A 24,376-nucleotide genomic window follows, 5' to 3' on the forward strand; every position below is an offset into this window, starting at 1 on the left:
GGCCGGCCTCCTGCGTCGTGTTGAGACTGTGTTCGCCCGGGGGACGCCCCCCGGACCCCCGGCAGGGGGCTCTGTGGTCCGTGCGCTCGTTCATCGGCCGGCCTCCTGCGTCGTGTTGAGACTGTGTTCGCCCGGGGGACGCCCCCCGGACCCCCGGCAGGGGGCTCTGTGGTCCGTGCGCTCGTTCATCGACCCGCCTCCTGCGTCGTGTTGAGGATGTTGACGCCCCGGAAGAGGGCGGAGGGGCAGCCGTGGGAGACCGCCGCGACCTGGCCCGGCTGGGCCTTGCCGCAGTTGAACGCGCCGCCGAGGACATAGGTCTGCGGGCCGCCGACCTGCTCCATCGAGCCCCAGAACTCGGTGGTCGTCGCCTGGTACGCCACGTCCCGCAGCTGCCCGGCCAGCCGCCCGTTCTCGATGCGGAAGAAGCGCTGCCCGGTGAACTGGAAGTTGTAGCGCTGCATGTCGATCGACCAGGACCGGTCCCCGACCACGTAGATCCCGCGCTCCACGCCCCCGATCAGGTCCTCCGTGGACAGCCCGCCCGGGTCCGGCTGGAGGGAGACGTTCGCCATCCGCTGCACCGGGACGTGCCCGGGGGAGTCGGCGAAGGCGCAGCCGTTGGAACGCCCCAGGCCCGTGAGCTTCGCGATCCGGCGGTCGGTCTGGTAGCCGACCAGGGTGCCGTCCTTCACCAGGTCCCAGCTCTGCGCCGCCACGCCCTCGTCGTCGTAGCCGATGGTCGCGAGCCCGTGCTCGGCGGTGCGGTCGCCGGTCACGTTCATCACCGAGGAGCCGTACGCCAGCTTCCCGAGCTGGTCGAAGGTGGCGAACGAGGTCCCCGCGTACGCCGCCTCGTAGCCGAGGGCCCGGTCCAGCTCGGTGGCGTGGCCGATGGACTCGTGGATGGTCAGCCACAGGTTCGACGGGTCCACGACCAGGTCGTAGCGGCCCGCCTCGACGCCCGGCGCGCGCATCTTCTCCGCCAGCAGCCCCGGGATCTCCTCCAGCTCCGCGTCCCAGTCCCAGCCGGTGCCGGTCAGGTACTCCCAGCCGCGGCCCACCGGCGGCGCGATGGTGCGCATGGAGTCGAACTCGCCGGAGGTGCCGTCCACGGCGACGGCCGTGAGCTGCGGATGCAGCCGCACCCGCTGCTGGGTGGTCACCGTGCCGGCGGTGTCCGCGTAGAACTTGTTCTCCTGGACGGTGAGCAGCGAGGCGTCCACATGCGCCACGCCGTCCGCGCGCAGCAGCCGCGCGCTCCAGTCGGCCAGCAGCCCGGACTTCTCCTCGTCGGGCACCTCGAAGGGGTTCACCTCGTACGAGGAGATCCACGTCTTCTCGGCGTGCACCGGCCCCTCGGCCAGCTCCACCCTCTCGTCGGAGCCGGCCGCCGCGATCACCCGCGCGGAGAGCTTCGCCATCGCGACCGCCTGCCCGGCCACCCGGGCCGCCGCGTCCATGGTCATGTCCACCCCGGAGGCGAACCCCCACGCCCCGCCGTGCACCACCCGCACCGCGTACCCGAGGTCGGTGGTGTCGGACGAGCCCGAGGGCTTGGCGTCGCGCAGCCGCCACGAGGCGCTGCGCACGCGCTCCAGGCGGAAGTCGGCGTGCTCGGCCCCGAGCGCGCGGGCCCGGGCGAGCGCCGCGTCGGCCAGCGCGCGCAACGGCAGCGCGGTGAACGCCGCGTCGATGGAATGAGGCACGGAATGTCTCCTGTCGTCGAGACGGAACGCCCCGATCATGTCGCGCCGCGGGGTGCCGTTGCCAGCGGGTTCGACGCGGAAGCGGCCCGCCGGGTTCTGTAGGGACCCGACAGCGGTGGCCGTACGGCGCTGTCAGGGCCCGATTCCCCGTCCGGTGTCCGGTACCGATAGTTTGCAAGGCGTACCAGACCGAACAGGGAAAGGGTGATCCGTTGAGCCGCTCGGTTCTCGTCACCGGAGGAAACCGGGGCATCGGCCTCGCCATCGCCCGCGCGTTCGCCGACGCCGGCGACAAGGTGGCCATCACCTACCGCTCGGGGGAGCCCCCGGCGGTCCTGACCGAGGCGGGCTGCCTCGCGGTCAGGTGCGACATCACCGACGCCGAGCAGGTGGAGCAGGCCTACAAGGAGATCGAGGAGAAGCACGGTCCCGTGGAGGTGCTGGTCGCCAACGCCGGCATCACCAAGGACCAGTTGCTGATGCGCATGTCCGAGGAGGACTTCACGTCCGTCCTCGACACCAACCTCACCGGCACCTTCCGCGTGGTCAAGCGCGCCAACCGCGGCATGCTGCGGGCGAAGAAGGGCCGCGTCGTCCTCATCTCCTCCGTCGTCGGGCTGCTCGGCTCGGCCGGCCAGGCCAACTACGCCGCCTCCAAGGCCGGTCTCGTCGGCTTCGCGCGCTCCCTCGCCCGCGAGCTGGGCTCGCGCAACATCACCTTCAACGTCGTCGCCCCCGGTTTTGTCGACACCGACATGACCCAGGTGCTCACCGAGGAGCAGCGCGCCGGGATCGTCTCGCAGGTGCCGCTCGGGCGCTACGCGCAGCCGGAGGAGATCGCCGCCGCGGTGCGGTTCCTCGCCTCCGACGACGCCTCGTACATCACTGGAGCCGTCATCCCCGTTGACGGCGGATTGGGCATGGGTCACTGATCACATGAGTGGAATCCTCGCCGGCAAGCGCATCCTCGTCACGGGTGTGCTGATGGAGTCCTCCATCGCCTTCCACACCGCGAAGCTGGCCCAGGAGCAGGGCGCCGAGGTCATCCTCACGGCGTTCCCGCGGCCCACGCTCACCGAGCGCATCGCGAAGAAGCTGCCGAAGCCCGCCAAGGTCATCGAGCTGGACGTCACCAACGACGAGCACCTGGACCGGCTGGCCGGCCTGGTGCGCGACGAGCTCGGCGGTCTCGACGGCGTCGTGCACTCCATCGGCTTCGCCCCGCAGGACGCCCTCGGCGGCAACTTCCTGAACACGCCCTTCGAGTCGGTCGCCACGGCGATGCACGTCTCGGCGTTCTCGCTGAAGTCGCTGACCATGGCCTGCCTGCCGCTGATGGAGGAGGGCGGCTCCGTCGTCGGCCTCACCTTCGACGCGCAGTTCGCCTGGCCGCAGTACGACTGGATGGGCCCGGCCAAGGCCGCCCTGGAGGCCACCAGCCGCTACCTCGCCCGCGACCTGGGCAAGCAGGGCGTGCGCTGCAACCTGATCTCCGCCGGGCCGATCGGCTCCATGGCCGCCAAGTCCATCCCGGGCTTCACGGACCTGGCCAAGGTCTGGGACGACCGCTCCCCGCTCGCCTGGGACATGGCGGACCCGGAGCCCACCGGCCGCGGTGTGGTCGCCCTGCTCTCCGACTGGTTCCCGAAGACCACCGGCGAGATCGTCCACGTCGACGGCGGCGTGCACATCATGGGCGCCTGACCGGCGCCGACGCACTTCCCGGACGCCTCGTCCCCCGCCTCGCGCGGAGGGCGGGGCGTCCCCCGTTCGGCCCTACGGGTGAGCGGCGGCCGGGGGCGGCGGTGATGCTGGAGGGGCAATCTTCCTTGTGGTGCTTTTGCGGCGCACGCGCCGCAGTTCGGCCGAGGGGGTGTCCTGCCGATGGTGACGAACTGGCGCAACGCCACCGTGCTGGCCGCGGCGACGGTACTCCTCTGGGCGACCCCCACCGCCACCTCCCATCTGCTCCCCGGCGCGGGCGGCCCCCAGCAGCCCCCGCCCAAGAAGGAGCCCGTCTACGAGGCCGTCTGCCGGACCGTGGTCGACGGCTCCCGCGTCACCGCGCACTGCCACAACCCCTTCCCCAACGCCGACCGCATACGGCTGCACGTCGAGTGCGACCGCTGGTGGGACCTGGACGCGGACACCACCCCCGTCGAACTGCTCCCCGCCGGGTACACAAAGCTGAGCCAGCGGTGCTGGAAGGAGATACGCGCGGTCTGGGTCAGCCACCAGCCGGTTCCGGCCGACGCAGGCACATGAACGGGTAGCCGGCGGCCTCCGCGGCGGCCGTCTCCCCGTCGCCCGCCCGGATCGCCTCCACCATCCGCGCGTGGTCCATGTGGTGCTCCGGCCGCAGCTCCTGCCCGACGTCGTCGCGGAGCCAGTCGCGCAGCAGATCCGCCAGGTCCGCGTACAGCTCGGTGAGCACCTCGTTGTGCGAGGCGGCGACCACCGCCAGGTGGAAGGTCGCGTCCACGGCGACGAAACGCTCCGCGTCACCGGACGCCCACGCCTCCTCGCGCCGCACCAGCAGCGCGTCCAGCTGGGCCAGGTCCTTCTCCGTACGCCGCTGTGCCGCGAGCCGGGCGCCCGAGGACTCCAGGGTGGAGCGCAGCTCGGCCACATGGCGCGGGTCGGCGCCGGCGAAGCGGCGCTGCATCACCCCGGCCAGCTCACTGGTCGCCACCACATAGGTGCCCGAGCCCTGGCGGATGTCCAGCAGACCGTTGTGCGCCAGCGCGCGCACCGCCTCGCGGACGGTGTTGCGGGCGACGCCCAGCTGCTCGACGAGCTCCGGCTCGGTCGGGATACGCGAACCGACCGGCCACTCGCCCGAGGTGATCTGGTTGCGCAACTGCGCGATCACCTGGTCGGAGAGCGCGGAACGCCGAGGTGAGGACAGCGCCATGGTTGCTCCTGGTCGTGTGGGGCGGGATGTCGTACGGGCGGTGGACAACCAATCATCCCATGATTCTATGATGGGTGTCATGCGTGACGAGACCCGAACCCTGCGACCCGCCCACACGGCACCCCGTACCTCCCCCGATTCTCCCGCCGGGCCGCTGCCCGGGCGGGAGGCGGGCCGGGGAGGACCGGTGCGGTCGGCGGAGCCGGTGGGTCCGGCGGGCCGGGGAGCGGCGGCGGGTCCGGCGGACCTGGCGGGTCCGGCGGTCCCGGTGTGGGCCGTGCGGCTCGTGGTCGTCGGGATCGTCCTCGCGGCGCTCAACCTCCGGCCCGCGATCACCAGCCTCGGCGCGCTCCTCGAAGAGGCCCGCGTCGGCCTGCACATGAGCGGCACGGTCGCCGGACTCCTCACCTCCGTGCCCCCGCTCTGCTTCGCCGTCTTCGGTATCGCCGCGCCCCGGCTCGCCCGCCGCTTCGGCCCCGCCGCCGTGGTGTGCGCGGGCATGGCGGCCATCGCCCTCGGCCTCGCCGTCCGGCCCTTCGCGGGCGGCTCCGCGGGCTTCCTCGCCGCGAGCGCCCTGGCCCTCATGGGCATCGCCGTCAGCAATGTGCTGATGCCGGTGATCGTGAAGAAGTACTTCCCCGACCGGGTCGGCTCGATGACCGGCCTCTACTCGATGGCCCTCGCCCTCGGCACCTCCCTCGCCGCGGCCGCGACCGTCCCCGTCACCTCGGCCCTGGGCGGGAGTTGGCGCACCGGGCTCGCGGTCTGGGCGGTCCTCGGCGTCCTCGCCGTGCTGCCCTGGCTCGCCCTGGTCCGCGACCGGGACGGGGCGGGGGAGCGGCCCGCCGCCGGCCGGGCCCGCGCGGAGGAGCCCGCCGGTCCGGCGCCGCGCATCACCCGCAGCCCCACGGCCTGGGCGCTCGGCTGCTTCTTCGGCCTCCAGGCCACCGGCGCGTACATCACCATGGGCTGGATGCCGCAGATCTTCCGGGACGCGGGCGTCTCCCCCTCCACAGCGGGCGTCCTGCTGGCCGTCACCATGGTCATGGGCGTCCCGCTCGCCTTCGTCATCCCGCGCCTCGCGACCCGGCTGCGCAACCAGGGCCCGATCGTCGTCGCCCTCGGCCTCTGCGGACTGACCGGCTACCTCGGCCTGTTGCTCGCCCCGGCCGCCGGCGCCTGGGCGTGGGCGCTGCTGCTCGGCGTCTCCAACTGCGCGTTCCCGCTGGCCCTCACCATGATCGGCATGCGCTCGCGGACGGGGGCGGGCGTGGTCCGGCTCTCCGCCTTCGCCCAGTCCACGGGGTACCTGATCTCCATCCCGGGGCCGCTGCTCGTCGGCGTCCTGTACCAGCACAGCGGGGGCTGGACCGTGCCGCTGCTGCTGATGGCCGGGCTGCTGGTGCCGCAGATGATCGTCGGCACGCTGGCGGGACGGGACCGGACGATCGAGGACGAGAAGGGTCTGCGACACTGAGCGCATGGTGCTCGACCCGAACCCCCAGAACGGCCAGAAGAAGCTCCTCGGGATCTTCGGCCTCATCCTCCTCATCGGCGTGGTGATCTCCATCGTGGCGACTATCGCCGCGCCGTGATTTCCCAGGGCTCGGTTCGCCTGCCCGAGGCGGGGCGGACCCCGCCCCCCGGGTCTCGGTAGGGGTTTCCCCCTACCCCCTAGGGGGACAGGGTCAGGGCCGAGTGGGTGGGTCTCCGGATGGGGCCCGGGCCCCAAGATCCGTACGGTTTCCGTAGACACAGGAACCGACCCACGGAGGCGGCGATGCCGGCCCGCACACGCACCCGGTCCCACCCGCAGACCCCGGCCGTCGGGGCCCGCGCCGCGCGGTTGCCGTGGTGGGCGCTCGCGCTGCCCGTCCTCGCCTTCGCCGCGCTGCTCGCGCTGATCGCGGGGGCCGGCGACGCGCACGCGACCGGGAGCGCACCCGTGGTCCCCGAGCTGCTGGCGCACCTGCGGGACATGCTGGTCCGCTGAGCCCTCCTCCTTCGAGGGAGAGGCGTCAACACCCTGCGCCCGATGGCGCGTTTCATGCGAAGCTGGGGTGCATGAGCGCCGCTGTGTCATCCGGAGGGGCAGCCCCCGGATCTCCCGAGTCCCGCAGGATCGTTCTTCTCCGGCACGCCAAGGCCGACTGGCCCCAGGTCGCCGATCACGACCGCCCGCTCGCCGAGCGCGGCCGCATGGACGCCCCCGTAGCCGGACGCCGGCTCGCCGAGACCGGCATCCCCTTCGACCTCGCCCTGTGCTCCACCGCCGTGCGGACGCGTGAGACGTGGAAGCTCGCCGTCCACGAACTGCCCGAGCGCCCGCGGACCGTCTACGAGGACCGCCTGTACGAGGCGTCGCTCGGCGAACTGATCGCCCTCCTCAACGAGACGCCCGACGACGTGGCCGATCTGCTCGTCATCGGCCACAACCCCGGGATGCACGCGCTCTCCGACGCCCTCTCCGGCAGCGCGGAGGGCGACGCGGGCACCCGGATGTCCCGCTCCGGCTTCCCGACCGCCGCGTTCGCCGTGGTGTCCTTCACCGGCTCGTGGAAGTCCCTGGAGCACGGCGTCGGCACGCTGCTCGACTACTGGGCCCCGCACGACTGACCCGGCCCGGGCACGCCTGTGACAGGCGAAGGGCCCCGGCACACCTGGTAGGTGCGCCGGGGCCCTTCGCCGTACGAGGGGCGTCAGTGTTCCTCGGTGCCGTCGTCCGCGGCCTCGACCTCTTCCCGGGTGACGCCCAGCAGATACAGCACGGTGTCCAGGAACGGCACGTTCACCGCCGTGTGCGCGGCCTCGCGGACCACCGGCTTGGCGTTGAAGGCGACGCCCAGGCCCGCCGCGTTCAGCATGTCCAGGTCGTTGGCGCCGTCGCCGATGGCCACCGTCTGGGAGAGCGGCACCCCGGCCTCCGCCGCGAAACGGCGCAGCAGCCGCGCCTTGCCCGCCCGGTCCACCACCTCGCCGATCACCCGGCCGGTGAGCTTGCCGTCGACGATCTCCAGGGTGTTGGCCGAGGCGAAGTCCAGGCCCAGGCGCTCCTGGAGGTCGTCGGTGACCTGGGTGAAACCGCCGGAGACCACGCCCACTTGGTAGCCCAGCCGCTTGAGCGTGCGGATCAGGGTCCGCGCGCCGGGGGTGAGGCGCACCTCGGCGCGCACCTTGTCCACCACCGAGGCGTCCAGGCCGGCGAGGAGGGCCACCCGGGCGTGCAGCGACTGCTCGAAGTCCAGCTCGCCGCGCATCGCCGACTCGGTCACCGCGGCGACCTCGTCCTCGCAGCCGGCGTGGGCCGCGAACAGCTCGATGACCTCGTCCTGGATCAGGGTCGAGTCGACGTCCATCACGACCAGGCGCTGGGCGCGCCGGTGCAGACCCGCCGAGACGACGGCCACGTCCACCCCGATGCTGTGCGCGAGGGGGGCGAGCGCGGTGCGCAGCGGCTCCGTCTCGACGCCGGAGACCGCGAACTCGACCGCCGTGACCGGATACTTCGCCAGCCGGAACACCCGGTCGATGTTGGCGCCCATGTCGCTCATCCTGGCCGCTATGGCGGCGGTGGACTCGGCGGTCAGCGGGTTGCCCAGCACGGTCACATGGGAACGGCCGCTGCCGCGCGGCCGGTTGTCGCCGGTGCCCGAGATGATCTCGGCCTGGAGCTTCAGGGACTCGGCCCAGCTGTGCACGGTCGCCCGAAGATCGCCCTCGGAGGCCCCGCCCCGCGGCGCGGTGACGAGGGCGCACAGGACGAGGCGTCCACGGGAGACGACCTGCTCGATGTCGACCACGTCGACCGCGTAGGCGGCCAGGGTGTCGAAGAGCCCGGCGGTGATACCGGGGCGGTCCTTCCCGAAGATCTTGACGAGAAGGGTGGGGACGTCGGTGCCCGGAGGGGTCTGCGCTGCACTCATGGTGTTCCCACCGTATCCGGCGCGGGCCGGGCCGGGACCCGCCGTCCCGCCTGACGGACAGGCCCGGCGGGCAGGCCGCCGGACAGGAACACCTCCGGGAGGAATCAGAGTGTTCGTTCCGGTTGGGTGCGGTCGGCGGTGTTCCGCCCGGATAAGCCTTCCTTCGCGGCACCCGCCGGCGTCCCCGCCCGGCGACGAAGGTCCCAACTCCGTGACGAAGGCGGTCTTCACCGGGCCTGACTTTCGGATACGGGACCGGGCCTGAAATAGTTCCCCACGATGTTCGCCATCCCTAGACTCCCGGCGACGGGGGAAGCTCGGGGGACAACTAGTGGGGCATGGAGTGCCGGAACTCGTACTGGAATTGAACGGAAGCACCTGGACCCTCGATCCGGCCAGGGCGTACTCCCTGGGCCGCGATCCCCAGGGTGATGTGGTGATCGACGACGCCAGAGTCTCGTGGCGGCACGCCACGATCAGCTGGAACGGCCGCAGTTGGGCCATCGAGGACCACGGCAGCACCAACGGCACCTATGTGCAGGGTCAGCGGATTCAGCAGCTGGAGATCGGCGCCGGCTCCGCCGTGCATCTGGGCAACGCCACCGACGGTCCCCGGCTGAATCTGACCGCCGCCGGAGCCTACAGCGCGCAGGCCGCTGCCCCGCAGCAGGCCGCCGCCCAGCAGGCCGCGCCCCAGGCGCCGCAGGCCGCCCCGCACCAGGCCCCCCAGCAGGGCTGGCCGGGTGCCCCCGCCCCCGGGCAGCCGCCCCAGCAGCAGGGCTGGCCGCAGCAGCCGCCGGCCCCGCAGCCGCAGGTCCCGCACCAGCAGGGCGGCCAGGGCCACCACGGCGGCGGCTTCGGCCACGGCGACCGCAGTCCGACCACGTTCCACCAGCTCGCCCTCGGGCGTGTGATGCGCATCGGCCGTGCCCTGGAGAACGAGCTGGTCGTCTCCGACCTCCAGGTCTCCCGGCACCACGCGGAATTCGTGGCGACGCCCGACGGCCGCTTCGAGATCCGCGACCTCGGTTCGCACAACGGCACCTATGTCAACGGCCAGCCGATCGCCAAGTCCTCCACGGTCCTCATCGGCCCGAACGACATCGTCGGCGTCGGCCACTCCACCTTCCGGCTGGTCGGCGACCGGCTGGAGGAGTTCGTCGACACCGGCGAGGTCTCGTTCTCGGCCCGGCACCTGACGGTGACCGTCGACGGCGGCAAGCAGATCCTGCGCGACGTCTCCTTCGGCGTGCCCGAGAAGTCGCTGATCGGCGTCATCGGCCCCTCCGGCTCCGGAAAGTCCACCCTGCTCAAGGCGCTCACCGGCTACCGGCCCGCCAACCAGGGTGACGTCCTCTACGACAACCGCAGCCTCTACAAGCAGTTCGCCGAGCTGCGCCAGCGCATCGGTCTGGTCCCGCAGGACGACATCCTGCACAAGGAGCTCACCGTCCGTAAGGCGCTGAAGTACGCGGCGAAGCTGCGCTTCCCCGCGGACACCACCGAGGCCGAGCGCGAGGCGCGGATCGGCGAGGTGCTGCGCGAGCTGAAGCTCGACATCCACAAGGACAAGAAGGTCACCGCCCTCTCCGGCGGCCAGCGCAAGCGCGTCTCGGTCGCCCTGGAGCTGCTGACCAAGCCCTCCCTGATCTTCCTGGACGAGCCGACCTCGGGCCTGGACCCGGGCATGGACCGCGACGTCATGCAGCTGCTGCGCGGCCTCGCGGACGACGGCCGTACGGTCCTGGTGGTCACGCACTCGGTCGCCGAGCTGGCGCTCTGCGACAAGCTGCTGGTCATGGCGCCGGGCGGCGCGGTGGCGTACTTCGGGCCGCCGGAGGAGGCGCTGAACTTCTTCGGCTACAGCACCTGGGCCGATGTCTTCTCCGCCTTCGAGAACTACCGCGACTACGACTGGGCGGGCCGCTGGAAGGGCTCCCAGCACTACCAGATGTACGCGGCGGACATCGACGCGGTCGCCCCGCAGGCGGTGAGCATGCCCTCCGCGCAGCAGATGCGGCCGCCGAAGCCGCAGAGCTGGGGCTCGCAGCTGTTCACCCTGATCCGGCGCTATGTCTCCGTGATCGCCTCGGACAAGGGCTTCATGGCCCTGATGCTGATCCTGCCGGCGGTCCTCGGCGCGGTCAGCCTGGTGATCGACCCCGACAAGGGCCTGCTGGTCAACGTGAACGAGCAGACCGGGCGGGTCATCCCGAACGGCACGGCGACCACGGTCCTGCTGATCCTGGTGGTGGGCGCCTGCTTCGCGGGCGCCGCCAACTCGGTCCGCGAGCTGATCAAGGAACGGGTGATCTACGAGCGGGAACGGGCCACCGGCCTGTCGCGCTCCGCGTACCTGATGTCCAAGGTGATCGTCCTCGGCGCGATCACCGTCCTCCAGGGGGCCCTGGTCGGCGCGATCGGCTTCGCCACCCGCGAGCTGCCGGAGGAGGGCCTGATCCTCGGCGGCGCGGTCCTGTTGGAGCTGTCCCTGCCGATCATGGCGCTGGGCTTCACCTCGATGATGTTCGGCCTGATCATCTCGGCCCTGGTGAAGACCGCCGAGAAGACCATGCCGCTGCTGGTGATGTTCGCGATCGTCCAGGTCGTCTTCACCGGCTGCCTCTTCATCCTGCACGGCACCGTCGGCGTCAACGAGTTCTCGTATCTGATGCCCTCGCGCTGGGCGGTGGCCGCGGCCGGCACCACGCTGGACTTCAACCGGATCAACCCGAACACGGACGACCCGACCAGCACCGACCCGCTCTGGGACCACGACGCCGGGGCCTGGATGCTCGACATGGGCGCCCTGCTGGCGCTCGGCGCGCTCTGCGCCTTCCTGGTGGCGCGCTTCCTGCGCCGCCACGAGCCGGAGGTCATGCGCAAGTGACCCCCGCGGGCCCCGGCCCGCAGGCACCACGCGACGCCCGAAGGGCGCACCCCCGCATCGGGGTGCGCCCTTCGGCGTATGTCGTGGCGCGCGCTCCGCTCCGTCGCGGGGGCGCGGGTGCTGCTCGGTGGCAGGTCTGCGCAGGCTCAGTAGGCGCTGTTGACGTTGTCCATGGAGCCGTAGCGGTCGGCCGCGTAGTTGCAGGCGGCGACGATGTTGGCGACCGGGTCGTACTGGTCCTTCTTGGTGCCCGGGACGTGGTAGGCGTCGAAGGTGGGCTTGATGACCTGGAGCAGGCCCTTCGACGGGACGCCGTTGATGGCGTTGATGTCCCAGTTGTTGATCGCACGCGGGTTGCCGCTGGACTCACGCATGATGTTGCGGTGGATGCCCTCGTACGAGCCGGGGATGTCGTGCTTCTTCATGATGGACAGGGCCTCGCGGATCCAGCCGTCCAGGTTGTTCGGGTAGGTCACCTTGGCGGGCTTCGCGGCGGCGCGGGCGGACCGGTCGGCGGCCGCCTTCTCCTTGGCGCGCTTCTCCGCGGCGGCCTTGGCGGCAGCCTTCTTCTTCGCCTCGGCGGCCTTCTTCGCGGCCTCCGCCTCGGCCTTCTTCTTCGCCTGCGCGGCCTTGAACTGGGCCTCGAAGGACGTCTGCTGCGTGGCGATGCTCTCCTGCACCTTCGCGGCCTGCTCGGGGTTGGCCTTCCAGGCCGCCGGGGCGGCCGCGACCTCGGCGGTCGTGCCGGCCTCGGCGTCGCCCGGCGCGAGGGAGAGCGCCACGGCGGCGGAGGCGGCGACGGCGACACCGGCGACCGCGGCCTTGCGCGATCGGAGACGACGGAGAGCGGAAGTGTTGAACGCGGACATACAGATGTACCTCTTCGAATAGCGGGGAGTCGCTCCAGGGCCGGTTCGGCTCTGCGCTGTTCGTGGAAGCGACGTCGGCAATTCTTAGCGGCAGCAAAATCCCGTGGCAAAGGTGTGACGTACTATCCGTGGTAGTGGACCACCGTTGCCCCATACGTCCGTTTCACCCGTGCTGTCCGTGCTCACATGCCCCTTATATATCCACTAGGGCGGTTCGTAAGTGACCCACGCCCTATGCCCGGGCTCACACGGGACACCCCTCCGTCTCACCGTCTGTTGCATCAGCAACCCGCACCGTGAGTGCCCTCCTCCGGAAGGAGGAGATGCGTGTCCCCGAACTCGTGCCAGAGGTAGCGCAGCCTCAGCGCCTCGGCGTACGCCGAGGCCAGCGCCCCTTCCCCGTCCTGCCCGCCCTTCCCCGCGACGGCCCCCAGCATCAGCAGATGGGACGCCTCCGGCTCGTGCAGCCCGGTCAGCAGCCCGTCCACCACCCGCACCCCCCGCCGCGGCGTGACCACCAGGTCCGTCCACCCCGAGGCGGGCGCCACCACCCCCGAGGGCCCCGCCGCCGACTCCAGCGCCCGCACCGCCGTCGTCCCCACCGCGACCACCCGCCCGCCGCCCGCCCGGGCCGCGTTCACCAGCCGCGCCGTCGCCGCCGGCACCGCGAACGGCTCCGGGTACGGCGGCTCGTGCGCCTCCGCCGACGCCACCCCCGTGTGCAGCACCACCGGCGCGAACTGCACCCCCCGGCTCACCAGCTCCGCCACCAGCGGCGCCGTGAACGGACGCGCCGCGCTCGGCATCTCCGCCGACCCCGCGCCGTCCGGGGACGGCAGCGCGAACACCGTCTGGTACGCGGCGAGCGGCTGGTCCCGGGCCGTGTACCGGTAGCGGATCGGCCGCCCGTACCGCGCCAGCAGCCCCGGCACCGGGACCGACACCGAGGCCCACCACAGCCGGTCCGCCCCCGGCGCCAGCGGCTCCTCAAGGACCAGCCGCGCACCGCCCCGCAGCCGCACCACCAGACCCGGCGGCCCGCCCGGGCGCGGCCCCGTGGTCCCCGAACCGTCCGGCGCGCGCAGTTCCACCGCCCACTGCCGCCCGCCGTCCCGGCGCGTCGAGAAGTGCACCACCACCGGCTCCGCGCCGATCCGCCCGTCGACCGCGGCGGCCAGGGTGGGGGAGGTGTTCACCACCAGCACGTCCCCCGCCCGCAGCAGCCCGCCCAGGTCCCGGAAGGCGTGGTGCGTCACCCGCGCGCCCCGCGAGACCAGCAGCCGCACATCGTCCCGGCCCGTGCCCCGCTCCTCCGCCGGCACCCGGGCCGACAGGCCCTCCGGCACCCGCAGGGACTCCAGCGCCGGGACCGCCGCCACCGCCCTCACCGGGACCCCAGCAGGTCCCGGGCGGTGCCCCGGCCGCTCGCCGGGCGCTCCGCGACCAGCCGCACGAAGTCCGGCGCCACGTCCTCCGGAGAGGTCCGCGGCTCCTCGTCGTCCGGCACCGCCGCCGCGTACAGATCCGTCGCCATGTCCCCCGGGTCCACGCTCCACACCCGCAGCCCCGGCTCCTCCACCGCCAGCACCCCCGCCAGCAGGTCCAGCGCCGCCTTCGACGCCCCGTAGCCGCCCCAGGTCCCGTACGCCTCCACGGCCGCGTCCGAGCTGACCGCCAGCACCGCCCCCGACGGCGAGCGGCGCAGCAGCGGCAGCGCCTCCTGCACCAGGCCCAGGGCGGCCACCGCGTTGGTCTCCAGCGCCGCCCGGAACCCGTCCAGCGGCAGCTCCGCCAGCCGCACCAGCGGCTGGGCCCCCAGCGCGCTGGCATTGCTCACCAGCAGATCGAGACCGCCCAGCGCCCCCGCCGACGCCACCAGCTCCGCCCGGTGCGCCGGGTCCGTGACATCACCCGCCACGGCCACCACCCGCGTCCCGTGCGCGCCGGCGGACGCGGCGCTCTCCTTCAGCACCTCCTCGGTACGCGCCCCGAGCACCAGGTCCCAGCCCTGCTCCGCGAGCCGCCCGGCCAGCGCCCGGCCCAGCCCCTTCGACGCCCCTGTGATCACCGCAACCGGCATGACAACCGCCCCTCTCCGTCGGGTCTCCGGGTGACCGGCATCACCGCCGCCGTCACCTCTGCCGTCACCGTAGGAACGCCCGCCGGGCGGCCGCCTCGTGCGCCGGACCCCACCGGCCAGGGCACTTCGGCCTACGACCAGAGACCCGGGCCGGGGCCGTCCCCGGCCCGATACGGACCGTCACGACCCACCGGTACGGTGAGGCCATGAGTCACCGACCGAGCTCCGGCCTGGCCGCCGTGAGCACCGCGCTCCTCGCCATGAGCAGGCATCTGGAGGTGCGCGACGTGCTCAAGACGATCGTGGCCTCCGCCCGGGAGCTGCTGGACGCGGAGTACGCGGCGCTCGGCGTCCCCGACGACCACGGCGGCTTCGCCCAGTTCGTCGTCGACGGCGTCAGCGACGAGCAGTGGAAGGCCATCGGCCCCCTCCCGCGCCAGCACGGCATCCTCGCCGCGATGCTCCAGGGCGCCAGGACCGAGCGGCTCGCCGATGTGCGCGAGGACCCCCGCTTCGAGGGCTGGCCCGCCGCCCACCCCGACATGTCCGACTTCCTCGGCCTGCCCATCAGGGACGGCGAGGACGTCATCGGCGCCCTGTTCCTCGCCAACAAGCGCTGTCCCCGCCCGGCCGGCACCTGCGGCTTCACCGAGGACGACGAGGAACTCCTCGGCATCCTCGCCCAGCACGCCGCCATCGCCCTCACCAACGCCCGGCTCTACGAGCGCAGCCGCGAGCTGACCATCGCCGAGGAGCGCTCCCGGCTCGCCCACGAGCTGCACGACGCGGTCAGCCAGAAGCTCTTCTCCCTGCGGCTCACCGCCCAGGCCGCGGCCGCCCTGGTCGACCGCGACCCGGCCCGCGCCAAGGGGGAGCTCCAGCAGGTCGCCGCGCTCGCCGCCGAGGCCGCCGACGAGCTGCGGGCCGCCGTCGTCGAACTGCGCCCGGCCGCCCTCGACGAGGACGGGCTGGTCAACACCCTCCGCACCCAGATCCAGGTCCTGGACCGGGCCCACAGCGCCCGCGTCACCTTCGAGACCTGCGGGATACGGGCCCTGCCGGCCGCCCAGGAGGAGGCCCTGCTGCGCGTCGCCCAGGAGGCCCTGCACAACGCCCTGCGGCACGCGGAGGCCGGGCGGGTCGAGGTGAGCCTCGCCCGCCGGGGCCAGGGCGCGGTCCTGCGGGTCAGCGACGACGGCAGGGGCTTCGAGCCGAGCGCGGTGCGCCGCGCCGGGCGCCACCTCGGCCTGGTCTCCATGCGGGACCGGGCGGGCGGCGTGGGCGGCGGCCTCACGGTGGAATCGGCGCCCGGCAAGGGCACCACGATCGAGATGGAGGTCCCCGGTGGCTGAGGACAGGATCCGCGTGCTGCTGGTCGACGACCACCAGGTGGTCCGGCGCGGGCTGCGCACCTTCCTGGAGGTGCAGGACGACATCGAGGTCGTCGGCGAGGCGGGCGACGGCGCGGAGGGCGTGGCCCGCGCCGAGGAGCTGAAGCCGCACGTCGTGCTGATGGACGTCAAGATGCCCGGCATGGACGGCATCGAGGCCCTGCGCAAGCTGCGCGAGCTGGAGAACCCGGCGAAGGTGCTGATCGTCACCAGCTTCACCGAGCAGCGCACCGTCGTCCCCGCCCTGCGCGCCGGCGCCTCGGGCTATGTCTACAAGGACGTGGACCCGGAGGCGCTGGCCGGTGCCATCCGCTCGGTGCACGCGGGCCATGTCCTGCTCCAGCAGGAGGTGGCGGGCGCGCTCCTCTCGGACGACGCCCCGGGGCCGGGCACCGGCCGGGGCCCGAGCCTGACCGAGCGGGAGCGCGAGGTCCTCGGCCTGATCGCGGACGGCCGCTCCAACCGGGAGATCGCCCGCGCGCTGGTCCTCTCGGAGAAGACGGTCAAGACCCATGTCTCGAACATCCTGATGAAGCTCGACCTGGCCGACCGGACCCAGGCGGCGCTCTGGGCGGTGCGGCACGGGCTGACCGGCTGACGCCCCCTGGCTGCGGCCCCGGTTCGCGCGTCCGTACGAGCATCCGTGCGGAACGTCACGCTCCGATCCGAGATTCATACTGTCGGGTGGATGTCACTCACATGGCGCACCCCCCTGCGCCCTGCGGCGTTCTCCAGTGCGAGCCGCGGCGGCCGGCCGCGGCGAACGCTCAGGAGGATGACAGCAGTGAAGAACTTCAAGAAGGCCGCGGCCCTCACCATGATCGCCGGCAGCCTCGTGGCCGTGAGCGCGGGCGCCGCCTCCGCCACCAACGGCGGCGGCGCGCACGCCCATGGCGAGGCCGTGAAGTCCCCGGGCGTCGCCTCCGGCAACCTCGTCCAGGTCCCGGTGCACGTCCCGGTGAACCTCGTCGGCAACTCCGTCAACGTCATCGGCCTGCTGAACCCCGCGTTCGGCAACGCCGGCCTCAACGGCTGACACCCCCGCACCACACGCACGCGCCCGGCCCCGCACACGCGGGACCGGGCGCGTGCCCGTGCGTCGCCGACCTGGCGCTCAGCCCCGCCGGCGCTCCTGCTCCTCCACGAACGCGTTGTACGCGGCCACCCGCGCACGCCGGGCCACCCGCTCCACCGGACGCAGCGCCTCCGCCCGCGCCGCCATCTGCGAGGCGCTGACCGCCCCGCCGTGCCCGTTCTCATACGCCACCGAGATCAGCAGCCCGACCCGCTGCGCCAGCTCCAGCACCCGCACCGACCGCGGCGGATACCCGGGCGCCAGCCGCTCCGCCGCACCCCGCTCCGCCCGCGCCCGGTAGGCGTCCACCGCCGCCTCGGCCACTGGCCCGGACCCGGCGACGTCCAGCCGCGTCAGCACCGTCGTCGCCTCCCGCAGCGCCTCCGCCAGCTCCCGTTCCGCCTCACCGAGGGAGGGCACGTCCGCGGGCGGCCCCTCGCGCACCGGCAGGCAGTGCCACACGACCTCGGTGTGCACGTCCCCGTCCGGACCGGCCTCGTGCACCTCCGGCACCAGACCCCACGCGGCGCCGGTCCCGACGACGGCCTCCTCGGCCTCCAGGGCCCGGGCGTTGAACTCCGGCGGGCCGCTCAGCCCCAGCGGATGCCCCGGCGCGGGCAGCGCCACCCGGAACCCGGTGACCCCCAGCGCGCGCAGCCGCCCCAGCGCCAGCGTCAGCCCGACCCGGCCCGGCTCCCCGGGCAGGCCCTCGACCCGGTGCCGGACGTCGTCGCCGACGATCGCCTCCACCGCGTCGTCGGGTGCGACGAGCCCGGCCAGTACGGCGTTCCCCCAGGCGGCCAGCCGCCCCGAACGTGGTTCCCACAGCATGGCGACCAGCGTAGGCGTTCCCGCGAGCCCGGGGACCGGGCACCGGGCCGCGCGGCGGGTGGCGTAGGTTTTCCCCTGGGCGCTGAGCCTGCCGGTGTCCCGTACGAGCACCGCCGCCCGCAGCACCCGGCAACACCTCGTAACATCTCGCGGCACCGCGAGGACGCAGACGACGCAGACGACGCATGGGGAGACAACGCGCTCATGAGCGATGTACTGGAGCTGGTGGACGTATCCGTGGTCCGCGACGGACGCGCTCTGGTGGACGACGTCTCCTGGTCGGTCAAGGAGGGCGAGCGCTGGGTCATCCTCGGCCCCAACGGCGCCGGCAAGACCACCCTGCTCAACCTCGCCTCCAGCTACCTCTTCCCGACCTCCGGCACCGCCCGCATCCTCGGTGAGCGCCTCGGCGGCGTCGACGTCTTCGAACTGCGCCCCCGCATCGGCATGGCCGGCGTCGCCATGGCCGACAAGCTCCCCAAGGGCCAGACCGTCCTGCAGACCGTCCTCACCGCCGCCTACGGCATGACCGCCACCTGGCACGAGGACTACGACGAGGTCGACGAGCAGCGCGCCCGCGCCTTCCTCGACCGCCTCGGCATGACCGAGTACCTCGACCGGCGCTTCGGCACCCTCTCCGAGGGCGAGCGCAAGCGCACCCTCATCGCCCGCGCGATGATGACCGACCCCGAACTCCTCCTCCTCGACGAGCCCGCCGCCGGACTCGACCTCGGCGGCCGCGAGGACCTGGTCCGCCGCCTCGGCCGCCTCGCCCGCGACCCGTACGCCCCCTCCATGATCATGGTGACCCACCACGTCGAGGAGATCGCCCCCGGCTTCACCCACGTCCTGATGATCCGTCAGGGCAAGATCCTCGCGGCCGGCCCCATGGAGACCGAGCTGACCTCCCGCAACCTCTCCCTCTGCTTCGGACTGCCGCTCGTCGTCGAGCGCACCGGCGAGCGCTGGAGCGCCCAGGGCCTGCCCCTCGGCTGACCGCCGCCGGCACCCGGCGGCCGAACACCCGACCGCCGTACGCCCGTTGCGAGCCCACCGCGCCCCGGAGCGCGGGACGCCGGTCCGCCACGCCCCCTGTCCCGAGCGCGACCGGCGGACCTACCATGGGCGGCGTGGACATCGACGCATGGGTGTGGTGGCTGATCGGCGCGGTCGCACTGGGCATTCCGCTGGTGCTCACCGCGATGCCCGAATTCGGCATGTTCTCGGCGGGAGCGGTCGCCGGAGCCGTCACCGCCGCCCTCGGCGGCGGAGTGGTGGCGCAGGTACTCGTCTTCGTGGGGGTCTCGGTGGCGCTCATCGCCGTCGTCCGCCCCCTCGCCGCCCGCCAGCGCGCGCAGAAACCCGGATTCGCCAGCGGGGTCGACGCCCTGAGGGGCCGTCAGGCCGTGGTCGTCGAACGCGTCGACGGCCGGGGCGGGCGCATCAAGCTCGCCGGCGAGATCTGGTCCGCCCGCGCCTACGACGACACCGCCGCCTTCGAGGTCGGCCACCAGGTCGACGTCGTCGAGATCGACGGCGCCACCGCCCTTGTCATGTGAGGCCCGCGCCGGCCGGAGACCCGCACCGGACCCCCGCCACGGCCGAAGACGCCGAACGGCCCGCACCACGGCCCCAGTTCTGGGAAACTGATCATCGACCGGCCCCCGGCCCGGTCCACCGAGGACATCCGCAGCGAAGGGCACAGGGAACGCGATGCAACCCATCATCATCGTCCTGATCATTCTGGTGGTGCTGGTCTTCATCGCCCTGATCAAGACGATCCAGGTCATCCCGCAGGCCAGCGCCGCCATCGTCGAACGCTTCGGCCGCTACACCCGCACCCTCAACGCGGGCCTCAACATCGTCGTGCCGTTCATCGACTCGATCCGCAACCGCATCGACCTCCGCGAACAGGTCGTCCCCTTCCCGCCGCAGCCGGTGATCACCCAGGACAACCTCGTCGTCAACATCGACACCGTCATCTACTACCAGGTGACCGACGCCCGCGCCGCCACCTACGAGGTCGCCAGCTACATCCAGGCCATCGAGCAGCTCACCGTCACCACCCTGCGCAACATCATCGGCGGCATGGACCTGGAGCGGACCCTCACCTCCCGCGAGGAGATCAACGCGGCCCTGCGCGGCGTCCTCGACGAGGCCACCGGCAAGTGGGGCATCCGCGTCAACCGCGTCGAGCTCAAGGCGATCGAACCGCCCACCTCCATCCAGGACTCGATGGAGAAGCAGATGCGCGCCGACCGCGACAAGCGCGCCGCGATCCTCACCGCCGAGGGCATCCGCCAGTCCCAGATCCTCACCGCCGAGGGCGAGAAGCAGTCCGCCATCCTGCGCGCCGAGGGCGAGGCCAAGGCCGCCGCCCTCAAGGCCGAGGGCGAGGCCCAGGCCATCAGGACCGTCTTCGAGTCCATCCACGCCGGAGACGCCGACCAGAAGCTGCTGGCCTACCAGTACCTCCAGATGCTCCCCAAGATCGCCGAGGGCGACGCCAACAAGCTCTGGATCGTCCCCAGCGAGATCGGCGACGCCCTCAAGGGCCTCAGCGGAGCCATGGGCAACTTCAACCCGATGGCCGGCATGGGCGGCGGCAACAGCGTCCCCAAGCAGACCGGCGGCACCGAGCGCCGGGAGCAGCCCCCCATCGACTGACCGGTACGGCCGTCATGCATGATCGGTGACGCCCCTCGACCTTCACGGCGGGGAGGCGTCACCGAGCACGAGGAGATGGCTTTGTCCCCCTGGGAGTCACTCGCGGTCTTCGCCGCGGGCATGGGCGCCGGCACGATCAACACCATCGTCGGCTCCGGGACCCTGATCACCTTCCCGGTCCTGCTCGCCACCGGCCTCCCGCCGGTCACGGCCACCGTCTCCAACGCCCTCGGCCTCATCCCCGGCTCCCTCAGCGGAGCCATCGGCTACCGGGCCGAACTCAAGGGCCAGCGCCGCCTCGTGCTGCGCCTCGGCGTCGCCGCCGCGATCGGCGGGCTGAGCGGCGCCATACTGCTCCTGCTGCTCCCCGAGACCGCGTTCGAGACCATCGTCCCCGTCCTGGTGGCGCTGGCCCTCGTCCTCGTCGTCCTCCAGCCGCGCATCTCGGCCGCCGTCCAGCGGCGACGGGAGCGCCGGGGGACCACCGCCCGCGGCGACGGCGGGCCCGTCCTCTTCGGCGGACTCCTCCTGGCCAGCGTCTACGGCGGCTACTTCACCGCCGCCCAGGGGATCATCTACCTCTCCCTGATGGGCACCCTGCTGGACGACACCCTCCAGCGCCTCAACGCCGTCAAGAACGTCCTCGCCGCCATCGTGAACAGCATCGCAGCGCTGTTCTTCCTCTTCGTCGCCGACTTCGACTGGACCGCCGTCCTCCTCATCGCCGTCGGCTCCGCCATCGGCGGGCAGATCGGCGCGAAGGTCGGACGGCGGCTGCCGCCGACGGCCCTGCGCGTCTTCATCGTGGTCGTCGGCGTCTCCGCGATCGTCCAGCTGCTGCTGCGCTGAGCCCCCGGCCGGCCGGACAGGGTCTCAGACGGCGGCGGCCTGCGCTGCTCAGGCGGCGGTGGCCTGTGCCGTCATCAGCCAGTCCGGCAGCGCCTCCCGCTCACCGGCCCGCAGCCCGAGCAGCATCGCCTGCGCCGGCGACGGCTCGAACGGCTCCCGCAGCAGCGGCATCCCCGCCTGCTCCGGCGTCCGGTCCGCCTTCCTGTGGTTGTCCTCGGCACAGGAGGCCACCGTGTTCAGCCAGGAGTCCGCACCACCGCGCGACTTCGGCACCACGTGGTCCACCGTGGTGGCGCGCCCACCGCAGTAGGCGCACCGGTGCTGGTCCCGGACCAGGACACCCCTCCTCGACCACGGGGCCTGTCTTCGGAACGGCACCCGTACGTACCGGGAGAGCCTGATCACCCGCGGCACCGGCAGATCGAAGGCGGCGGCACGGACACGCAGACCGGGGTGCGCCTGCTCGACGACGGCCTTGTCCTGGAGCACCAGCACCACCGCACGGTTCAGCGTCACCGTCGACAGCGGCTCGAAGCTCGCGTTCAGCACCAGCGTGTCCCGCATCCTGCCCACCTCCCGTTCACCGGCCCGGCCCAGTCGACGGGCTCGGGCTCGCATCAACTCTGGCCGGGCGCGCCGAGATGGACAACGCAATATCCGTGCCGGCCGGGGGAGCGAACCCCGGCCCCGGCAACAAAAAAACTGCCCTGCCCTGATCTCTCCAGGACCAGGGCAGGGCAAACGAAAAACGAACAATCAGCCCGCGGCGGGCTCCTCGTACTCGCCGACCAGATGCGCCCGGCCGAGCGTGTGGAAACGCAGATTGAAGCCGACGACGGCCGGCGAGGCGTCCTCGTCCGGGCCCAGCTTCTCGCTGTCCACCGCGTAGACCGTGAACACATAGCGGTGCCGCTCACCCGCCGGGGGAGCGGCACCCCCGAAGTCCTTCGACCCGTAGTCGTTGCGGACATGCAGCGCCCCCTCGGGCAGCCCCTCGAACTTCCCGCCGCCCGCGCCCGCGGGCAGCTCGGTCACCGACACCGGGATGTCGAACAGCACCCAGTGCCAGAACCCGCTGCCCGTCGGCGCGTCGGGGTCGAAGCACGTCACGGCGAAGCTCTTGGTCCCCTCGGGGAACCCCTCCCAGCGCAGGTGCGGCGAGGTGTTGCCCGCGGCCTGGACCTGGGCGTCCGCCAGCTCGGCCCCGTGCTCGATGTCGTCGCTCACCACGGTGAACTCGTGCACCGGCGGGTGGAAGTCGTGCGGAAGGGGCGCCCGCTGCTGATCGGCCACGTCGAAAACCTCCGGGTTCTAGAACCAGTTGCGGCGGCCGCCGACGTCGGCGAGCCACTGGTTCAGGAATCCTGCCCAGTCGGTGCCGGCGAAGTCGTGGTGACCCACCGTGAACGCCTTGTACGAGTCGCTGCCCTCGGTGAACAGACCCGGCTTCTTGTCCATCTCCAGGATCACGTCCATCTCGCGGTCGTCCGCGACGAACGTCAGCTCGACCTCGTTCAGACCCCGGTACTGCTGCGGCGCGTAGAACTCGATCTCCTGGTAGAACGGCAGCCGCTGACGCGTCCCGCGGATGTGGCCGCGCTCCATGTCGGCGCTCTTGAAGCGGAAGCCCAGCTGGATGAACGCGTCGAGGAGCGCCTTCTGCGAGGGCAGCGGGTGCACATTGATCGGGTCCAGGTCACCCGAGTCCACGGCCCGCGCGATCTCCAGCTCCGTGGTCACACCGATGTGCATGCCGCGCAGGATCTGTCCGTCGATCGCGGTGACCGGCGTCTCCCACGGGATCTCCAGCCCGAACGGCACGACGTGCACCGCACCGGCCTTCACCTCGAACGCGCCCCCGAGCCGCAGCTTGGTGAACTCGATGTTCTGCTTGACCTCCTGGTCGCCGCCCTCGACCTCGACCTTGGCCTGGAGCCCGACCGACAGCCCCTCGATCTGCTGCTCGACGGACCCGCCCTGGATACGGACCTCACCCTGCACCACGCCGCCCGGGACGACGTTCTCCTCGGACAGCACCGTCTCCACGGACGCGCCGCCGGCGCCCAGGCTCGCGAGCAGCTTCTTGAAGCCCATGTCCCACTCCTAGATCGATCTTGTCGGTCCCGCCGGTATCGGTAGCGATTACGCCGACGGGGCCGTGGTCGGTTCCCGGTAGCCTCGATGCGGTGACCGAGACCACCGACCGTACGCCGCTCACCCGCTCCTTCTTCGACCGGCCCGTCCTGGAAGTCGCCCCGGAACTCCTGGGCGCGGTCCTCGTACGCACCACCGACGCCGGTCCGATCACCCTGCGCCTCACCGAGGTGGAGGCGTACGCGGGCGAGGCCGACCCGGGGTCGCACGCCTACCGGGGCCGCACCGCCCGGAACGAGGTCATGTTCGGCCCGCCGGGTCACGCGTATGTGTACTTCACCTACGGGATGTGGCACTGCCTCAATGTGGTGTGCGGTCCGCCGGGCCACGCGAGCGGGGTCCTGATGCGCGCAGGCGAGATCCGCGGCGGTGCGGAACTCGCCCGCAGCCGACGGGTTTCGGCCCGGAACGACAGAGAGCTGGCCAAAGGTCCGGCCCGCCTCGCGACCGCCCTGAACGTCGACCGGGGCCTCAACGGCACGGACCTCTGCCTCGGCGGGGACGCCCCGCTCACCCTTCTCCCCGGCCGCCGCCCCGCGGCCGACCAGGTACGCAACGGACCGCGGACCGGCGTCGGGGGCGAAGGCGCCTACCACCCCTGGCGCTTCTGGATCGACGGCGACCCGACGGTGAGCCCCTACCGGGCCCACGTCCCGCGCCGGCGCCGGACTTGACTCGCCCCGGCCGGACACCTAATGTAATCCGAGCCGTTTGAACGGGACGCTGCTGATCGGCAGCCCCGGAGCGGCCATCCACTACTACACGACGAAGCCCGGACGGGTCCTGTTTCGGCATGCCGAAATACAGTCCGAATGACTCGATTATGAGTCGCCCGGGAAATCGGCTAACGTAGTGACCACGCCGAAAGGGAAAACGCGAAAGCGAGTCCTTTGAAGCATTCCCGCCGACCGGGAATCGGACACGAAAGAGTCTGATAGAGTCGGAAACGCAAGACCGAAGGGAAGCGCCCGGAGGAAAGCCCGCAGAAGTTCTGGGGGTGAGTACGAAGGAAGCGTCCGTTCCT

Annotated in this window: 26 protein-coding genes; 16 read left to right on the top strand and 10 right to left on the bottom strand. The window is 72.1% G+C overall.

The features are described 5' to 3' along the window. Nucleotides 1-185 precede the first annotated feature (185 nt). Complete coding sequence (locus ABZ457_RS26560) at nt 186-1,709, bottom strand: TldD/PmbA family protein (protein WP_359162091.1); 1,524 nt, start codon at nt 1,707-1,709, stop codon at nt 186-188. Between the two features lie 212 nt (nt 1,710-1,921). Here ABZ457_RS26560 and fabG point away from each other — a divergent pair, with 212 nt between their 5' ends. From fabG to ABZ457_RS26575, 3 genes are all read left to right on the top strand, one after another. Then, the gene (fabG, locus tag ABZ457_RS26565; RefSeq protein WP_359162094.1) at nt 1,922-2,641 is read left to right on the top strand and encodes a 3-oxoacyl-[acyl-carrier-protein] reductase; all 720 of its coding nucleotides are present in this window, start codon (nt 1,922-1,924) and stop codon (nt 2,639-2,641) included. A gap of 4 nt (nt 2,642-2,645) precedes the next feature. Further along, a complete protein-coding gene (gene fabI, locus ABZ457_RS26570) occupies nt 2,646-3,413 on the top strand; it encodes an enoyl-ACP reductase FabI (RefSeq protein ID WP_359162097.1) in 768 nt (255 codons plus the stop codon). A 180-nt stretch (nt 3,414-3,593) separates the two neighbouring features. Continuing rightward, the gene (locus tag ABZ457_RS26575) at nt 3,594-3,974 is read left to right on the top strand and encodes a hypothetical protein (RefSeq protein WP_359162100.1); all 381 of its coding nucleotides are present in this window, start codon (nt 3,594-3,596) and stop codon (nt 3,972-3,974) included. Here ABZ457_RS26575 and ABZ457_RS26580 read toward each other — a convergent pair. After that, entirely contained in the window at nt 3,937-4,623 is a 687-nt protein-coding gene (locus ABZ457_RS26580) for a FadR/GntR family transcriptional regulator (protein ID WP_359162102.1), read from the bottom strand. The two genes, ABZ457_RS26575 and ABZ457_RS26580, sit on opposite strands and share 38 nt — an antisense overlap. Nucleotides 4,624-4,702: 79 nt before the next feature. On the opposite strand from ABZ457_RS26580, the gene ABZ457_RS26585 reads away from it, so the two are divergent. The 4 genes from ABZ457_RS26585 (at nt 4,703) to ABZ457_RS26600 (ending at nt 7,239) form a co-directional block, all read left to right on the top strand. After that, on the top strand, nt 4,703-6,100 hold the full coding sequence (locus ABZ457_RS26585; RefSeq protein WP_359162105.1) for an MFS transporter: 1,398 nt from the start codon (nt 4,703-4,705) through the stop codon (nt 6,098-6,100). Between the two features lie 4 nt (nt 6,101-6,104). After that, complete coding sequence (locus ABZ457_RS26590; RefSeq protein ID WP_359162108.1) at nt 6,105-6,218, top strand: SGM_5486 family transporter-associated protein; 114 nt, start codon at nt 6,105-6,107, stop codon at nt 6,216-6,218. Nucleotides 6,219-6,403: 185 nt separating this feature from the next. Next, entirely contained in the window at nt 6,404-6,616 is a 213-nt protein-coding gene (locus tag ABZ457_RS26595) for a hypothetical protein (protein WP_359162111.1), read from the top strand. 71 nt (nt 6,617-6,687) lie between these two features. Continuing rightward, a complete protein-coding gene (locus tag ABZ457_RS26600; protein ID WP_359162114.1) occupies nt 6,688-7,239 on the top strand; it encodes a histidine phosphatase family protein in 552 nt (183 codons plus the stop codon). An 83-nt stretch (nt 7,240-7,322) separates the two neighbouring features. Here ABZ457_RS26600 and serB read toward each other — a convergent pair whose 3' ends face one another. Further along, the gene (gene serB, locus ABZ457_RS26605; RefSeq protein WP_359162117.1) at nt 7,323-8,546 is read right to left on the bottom strand and encodes a phosphoserine phosphatase SerB; all 1,224 of its coding nucleotides are present in this window, start codon (nt 8,544-8,546) and stop codon (nt 7,323-7,325) included. Between the two features lie 343 nt (nt 8,547-8,889). Between serB and ABZ457_RS26610 the strand changes: the two genes are divergently transcribed. Then, nucleotides 8,890-11,436 carry an FHA domain-containing protein gene (locus ABZ457_RS26610; protein ID WP_359162120.1) on the top strand — a complete coding sequence of 849 codons (2,547 nt, stop codon included), beginning with the start codon at nt 8,890-8,892 and terminating at the stop codon, nt 11,434-11,436. A 146-nt stretch (nt 11,437-11,582) separates the two neighbouring features. Here the strand turns inward: ABZ457_RS26610 and ABZ457_RS26615 are convergent, their stop codons facing one another. The 3 genes from ABZ457_RS26615 to ABZ457_RS26625 form a co-directional block, all read right to left on the bottom strand. Then, nucleotides 11,583-12,305, bottom strand: coding sequence for a transglycosylase SLT domain-containing protein (locus tag ABZ457_RS26615; RefSeq protein ID WP_359162123.1), 723 nt, complete (start codon nt 12,303-12,305; stop codon nt 11,583-11,585). 281 nt (nt 12,306-12,586) lie between these two features. Beyond that, a complete protein-coding gene (locus ABZ457_RS26620) occupies nt 12,587-13,684 on the bottom strand; it encodes an S-adenosylmethionine:tRNA ribosyltransferase-isomerase (RefSeq protein ID WP_359162126.1) in 1,098 nt (365 codons plus the stop codon). Between the two features lie 5 nt (nt 13,685-13,689). Then, nucleotides 13,690-14,385: an SDR family oxidoreductase gene (locus ABZ457_RS26625; RefSeq protein WP_359162129.1), complete on the bottom strand. Its 696-nt coding sequence runs from the start codon at nt 14,383-14,385 to the stop codon at nt 13,690-13,692. 206 nt (nt 14,386-14,591) lie between these two features. On the opposite strand from ABZ457_RS26625, the gene ABZ457_RS26630 reads away from it, so the two are divergent. The 3 genes from ABZ457_RS26630 to ABZ457_RS26640 all read left to right on the top strand — a co-directional run bounded on the left by ABZ457_RS26630 (nt 14,592) and on the right by ABZ457_RS26640 (nt 16,812). Continuing rightward, on the top strand, nt 14,592-15,737 hold the full coding sequence (locus tag ABZ457_RS26630) for a GAF domain-containing sensor histidine kinase (RefSeq protein WP_359162132.1): 1,146 nt from the start codon (nt 14,592-14,594) through the stop codon (nt 15,735-15,737). Further along, nucleotides 15,730-16,374: a response regulator transcription factor gene (locus ABZ457_RS26635; protein WP_359162135.1), complete on the top strand. Its 645-nt coding sequence runs from the start codon at nt 15,730-15,732 to the stop codon at nt 16,372-16,374. The genes ABZ457_RS26630 and ABZ457_RS26635 overlap by 8 nt, the downstream gene beginning before the upstream one ends. Nucleotides 16,375-16,560: 186 nt before the next feature. Continuing rightward, on the top strand, nt 16,561-16,812 hold the full coding sequence (locus ABZ457_RS26640; RefSeq protein ID WP_359162170.1) for a chaplin: 252 nt from the start codon (nt 16,561-16,563) through the stop codon (nt 16,810-16,812). Nucleotides 16,813-16,890: 78 nt separating this feature from the next. Here the strand turns inward: ABZ457_RS26640 and ABZ457_RS26645 are convergent, their stop codons facing one another. Continuing rightward, nucleotides 16,891-17,682, bottom strand: a complete 792-nt coding sequence (locus ABZ457_RS26645; protein WP_359162138.1) for a hypothetical protein — start codon at nt 17,680-17,682, stop codon at nt 16,891-16,893. 204 nt (nt 17,683-17,886) lie between these two features. Here ABZ457_RS26645 and ABZ457_RS26650 point away from each other — a divergent pair, with 204 nt between their 5' ends. From ABZ457_RS26650 to ABZ457_RS26665, 4 genes are all read left to right on the top strand, one after another. Beyond that, nucleotides 17,887-18,678: an ABC transporter ATP-binding protein gene (locus ABZ457_RS26650; RefSeq protein ID WP_359162141.1), complete on the top strand. Its 792-nt coding sequence runs from the start codon at nt 17,887-17,889 to the stop codon at nt 18,676-18,678. Nucleotides 18,679-18,812: 134 nt separating this feature from the next. After that, complete coding sequence (locus ABZ457_RS26655) at nt 18,813-19,241, top strand: NfeD family protein (protein WP_359162144.1); 429 nt, start codon at nt 18,813-18,815, stop codon at nt 19,239-19,241. A 154-nt stretch (nt 19,242-19,395) separates the two neighbouring features. Continuing rightward, nucleotides 19,396-20,349, top strand: coding sequence for an SPFH domain-containing protein (locus tag ABZ457_RS26660; RefSeq protein ID WP_018848521.1), 954 nt, complete (start codon nt 19,396-19,398; stop codon nt 20,347-20,349). A gap of 75 nt (nt 20,350-20,424) precedes the next feature. Continuing rightward, nucleotides 20,425-21,198 carry a sulfite exporter TauE/SafE family protein gene (locus tag ABZ457_RS26665; RefSeq protein WP_359162147.1) on the top strand — a complete coding sequence of 258 codons (774 nt, stop codon included), beginning with the start codon at nt 20,425-20,427 and terminating at the stop codon, nt 21,196-21,198. A gap of 48 nt (nt 21,199-21,246) precedes the next feature. On the opposite strand, the gene ABZ457_RS26670 is transcribed toward ABZ457_RS26665, so the two are convergent. The 3 genes from ABZ457_RS26670 to ABZ457_RS26680 form a co-directional block, all read right to left on the bottom strand. Then, nucleotides 21,247-21,762, bottom strand: coding sequence for an HNH endonuclease (locus tag ABZ457_RS26670; RefSeq protein WP_359162150.1), 516 nt, complete (start codon nt 21,760-21,762; stop codon nt 21,247-21,249). A gap of 192 nt (nt 21,763-21,954) precedes the next feature. Beyond that, nucleotides 21,955-22,491: a YbhB/YbcL family Raf kinase inhibitor-like protein gene (locus ABZ457_RS26675; protein ID WP_359162153.1), complete on the bottom strand. Its 537-nt coding sequence runs from the start codon at nt 22,489-22,491 to the stop codon at nt 21,955-21,957. An 18-nt stretch (nt 22,492-22,509) separates the two neighbouring features. Next, a complete protein-coding gene (locus ABZ457_RS26680; protein ID WP_359162156.1) occupies nt 22,510-23,292 on the bottom strand; it encodes a sporulation protein in 783 nt (260 codons plus the stop codon). Between the two features lie 92 nt (nt 23,293-23,384). Between ABZ457_RS26680 and ABZ457_RS26685 the strand changes: the two genes are divergently transcribed. Beyond that, the gene (locus tag ABZ457_RS26685; RefSeq protein WP_359162159.1) at nt 23,385-24,026 is read left to right on the top strand and encodes a DNA-3-methyladenine glycosylase; all 642 of its coding nucleotides are present in this window, start codon (nt 23,385-23,387) and stop codon (nt 24,024-24,026) included. Nucleotides 24,027-24,376 lie beyond the last annotated feature (350 nt).

The sequence above is a fragment of the Streptomyces sp. NPDC005805 genome (assembly GCF_040630445.1).
GTDB lineage: Bacteria > Actinomycetota > Actinomycetes > Streptomycetales > Streptomycetaceae > Streptomyces.

Bases quoted from the DNA above. Each gene is read 5' to 3' on its own strand.
- fabI (WP_359162097.1), top strand. From the start codon at position 2,646: ATGAGTGGAATCCTCGCCGGCAAGCGCATCCTCGTCACGGGTGTGCTG.
- ABZ457_RS26575 (WP_359162100.1), top strand. From the start codon at position 3,594: ATGGTGACGAACTGGCGCAACGCCACCGTGCTGGCCGCGGCGACGGTA.
- ABZ457_RS26580 (WP_359162102.1), bottom strand. From the start codon at position 4,623: ATGGCGCTGTCCTCACCTCGGCGTTCCGCGCTCTCCGACCAGGTGATC.
- ABZ457_RS26585 (WP_359162105.1), top strand. From the start codon at position 4,703: ATGCGTGACGAGACCCGAACCCTGCGACCCGCCCACACGGCACCCCGT.
- ABZ457_RS26590 (WP_359162108.1), top strand. From the start codon at position 6,105: ATGGTGCTCGACCCGAACCCCCAGAACGGCCAGAAGAAGCTCCTCGGG.
- ABZ457_RS26595 (WP_359162111.1), top strand. From the start codon at position 6,404: ATGCCGGCCCGCACACGCACCCGGTCCCACCCGCAGACCCCGGCCGTC.
- ABZ457_RS26600 (WP_359162114.1), top strand. From the start codon at position 6,688: ATGAGCGCCGCTGTGTCATCCGGAGGGGCAGCCCCCGGATCTCCCGAG.
- serB (WP_359162117.1), bottom strand. From the start codon at position 8,546: ATGAGTGCAGCGCAGACCCCTCCGGGCACCGACGTCCCCACCCTTCTC.
- ABZ457_RS26615 (WP_359162123.1), bottom strand. From the start codon at position 12,305: ATGTCCGCGTTCAACACTTCCGCTCTCCGTCGTCTCCGATCGCGCAAG.
- ABZ457_RS26625 (WP_359162129.1), bottom strand. From the start codon at position 14,385: ATGCCGGTTGCGGTGATCACAGGGGCGTCGAAGGGGCTGGGCCGGGCG.
- ABZ457_RS26630 (WP_359162132.1), top strand. From the start codon at position 14,592: ATGAGTCACCGACCGAGCTCCGGCCTGGCCGCCGTGAGCACCGCGCTC.
- ABZ457_RS26645 (WP_359162138.1), bottom strand. From the start codon at position 17,682: ATGCTGTGGGAACCACGTTCGGGGCGGCTGGCCGCCTGGGGGAACGCC.
- ABZ457_RS26650 (WP_359162141.1), top strand. From the start codon at position 17,887: ATGAGCGATGTACTGGAGCTGGTGGACGTATCCGTGGTCCGCGACGGA.
- ABZ457_RS26660 (WP_018848521.1), top strand. From the start codon at position 19,396: ATGCAACCCATCATCATCGTCCTGATCATTCTGGTGGTGCTGGTCTTC.
- ABZ457_RS26665 (WP_359162147.1), top strand. From the start codon at position 20,425: ATGGCTTTGTCCCCCTGGGAGTCACTCGCGGTCTTCGCCGCGGGCATG.
- ABZ457_RS26670 (WP_359162150.1), bottom strand. From the start codon at position 21,762: ATGCGGGACACGCTGGTGCTGAACGCGAGCTTCGAGCCGCTGTCGACG.
- ABZ457_RS26680 (WP_359162156.1), bottom strand. From the start codon at position 23,292: ATGGGCTTCAAGAAGCTGCTCGCGAGCCTGGGCGCCGGCGGCGCGTCC.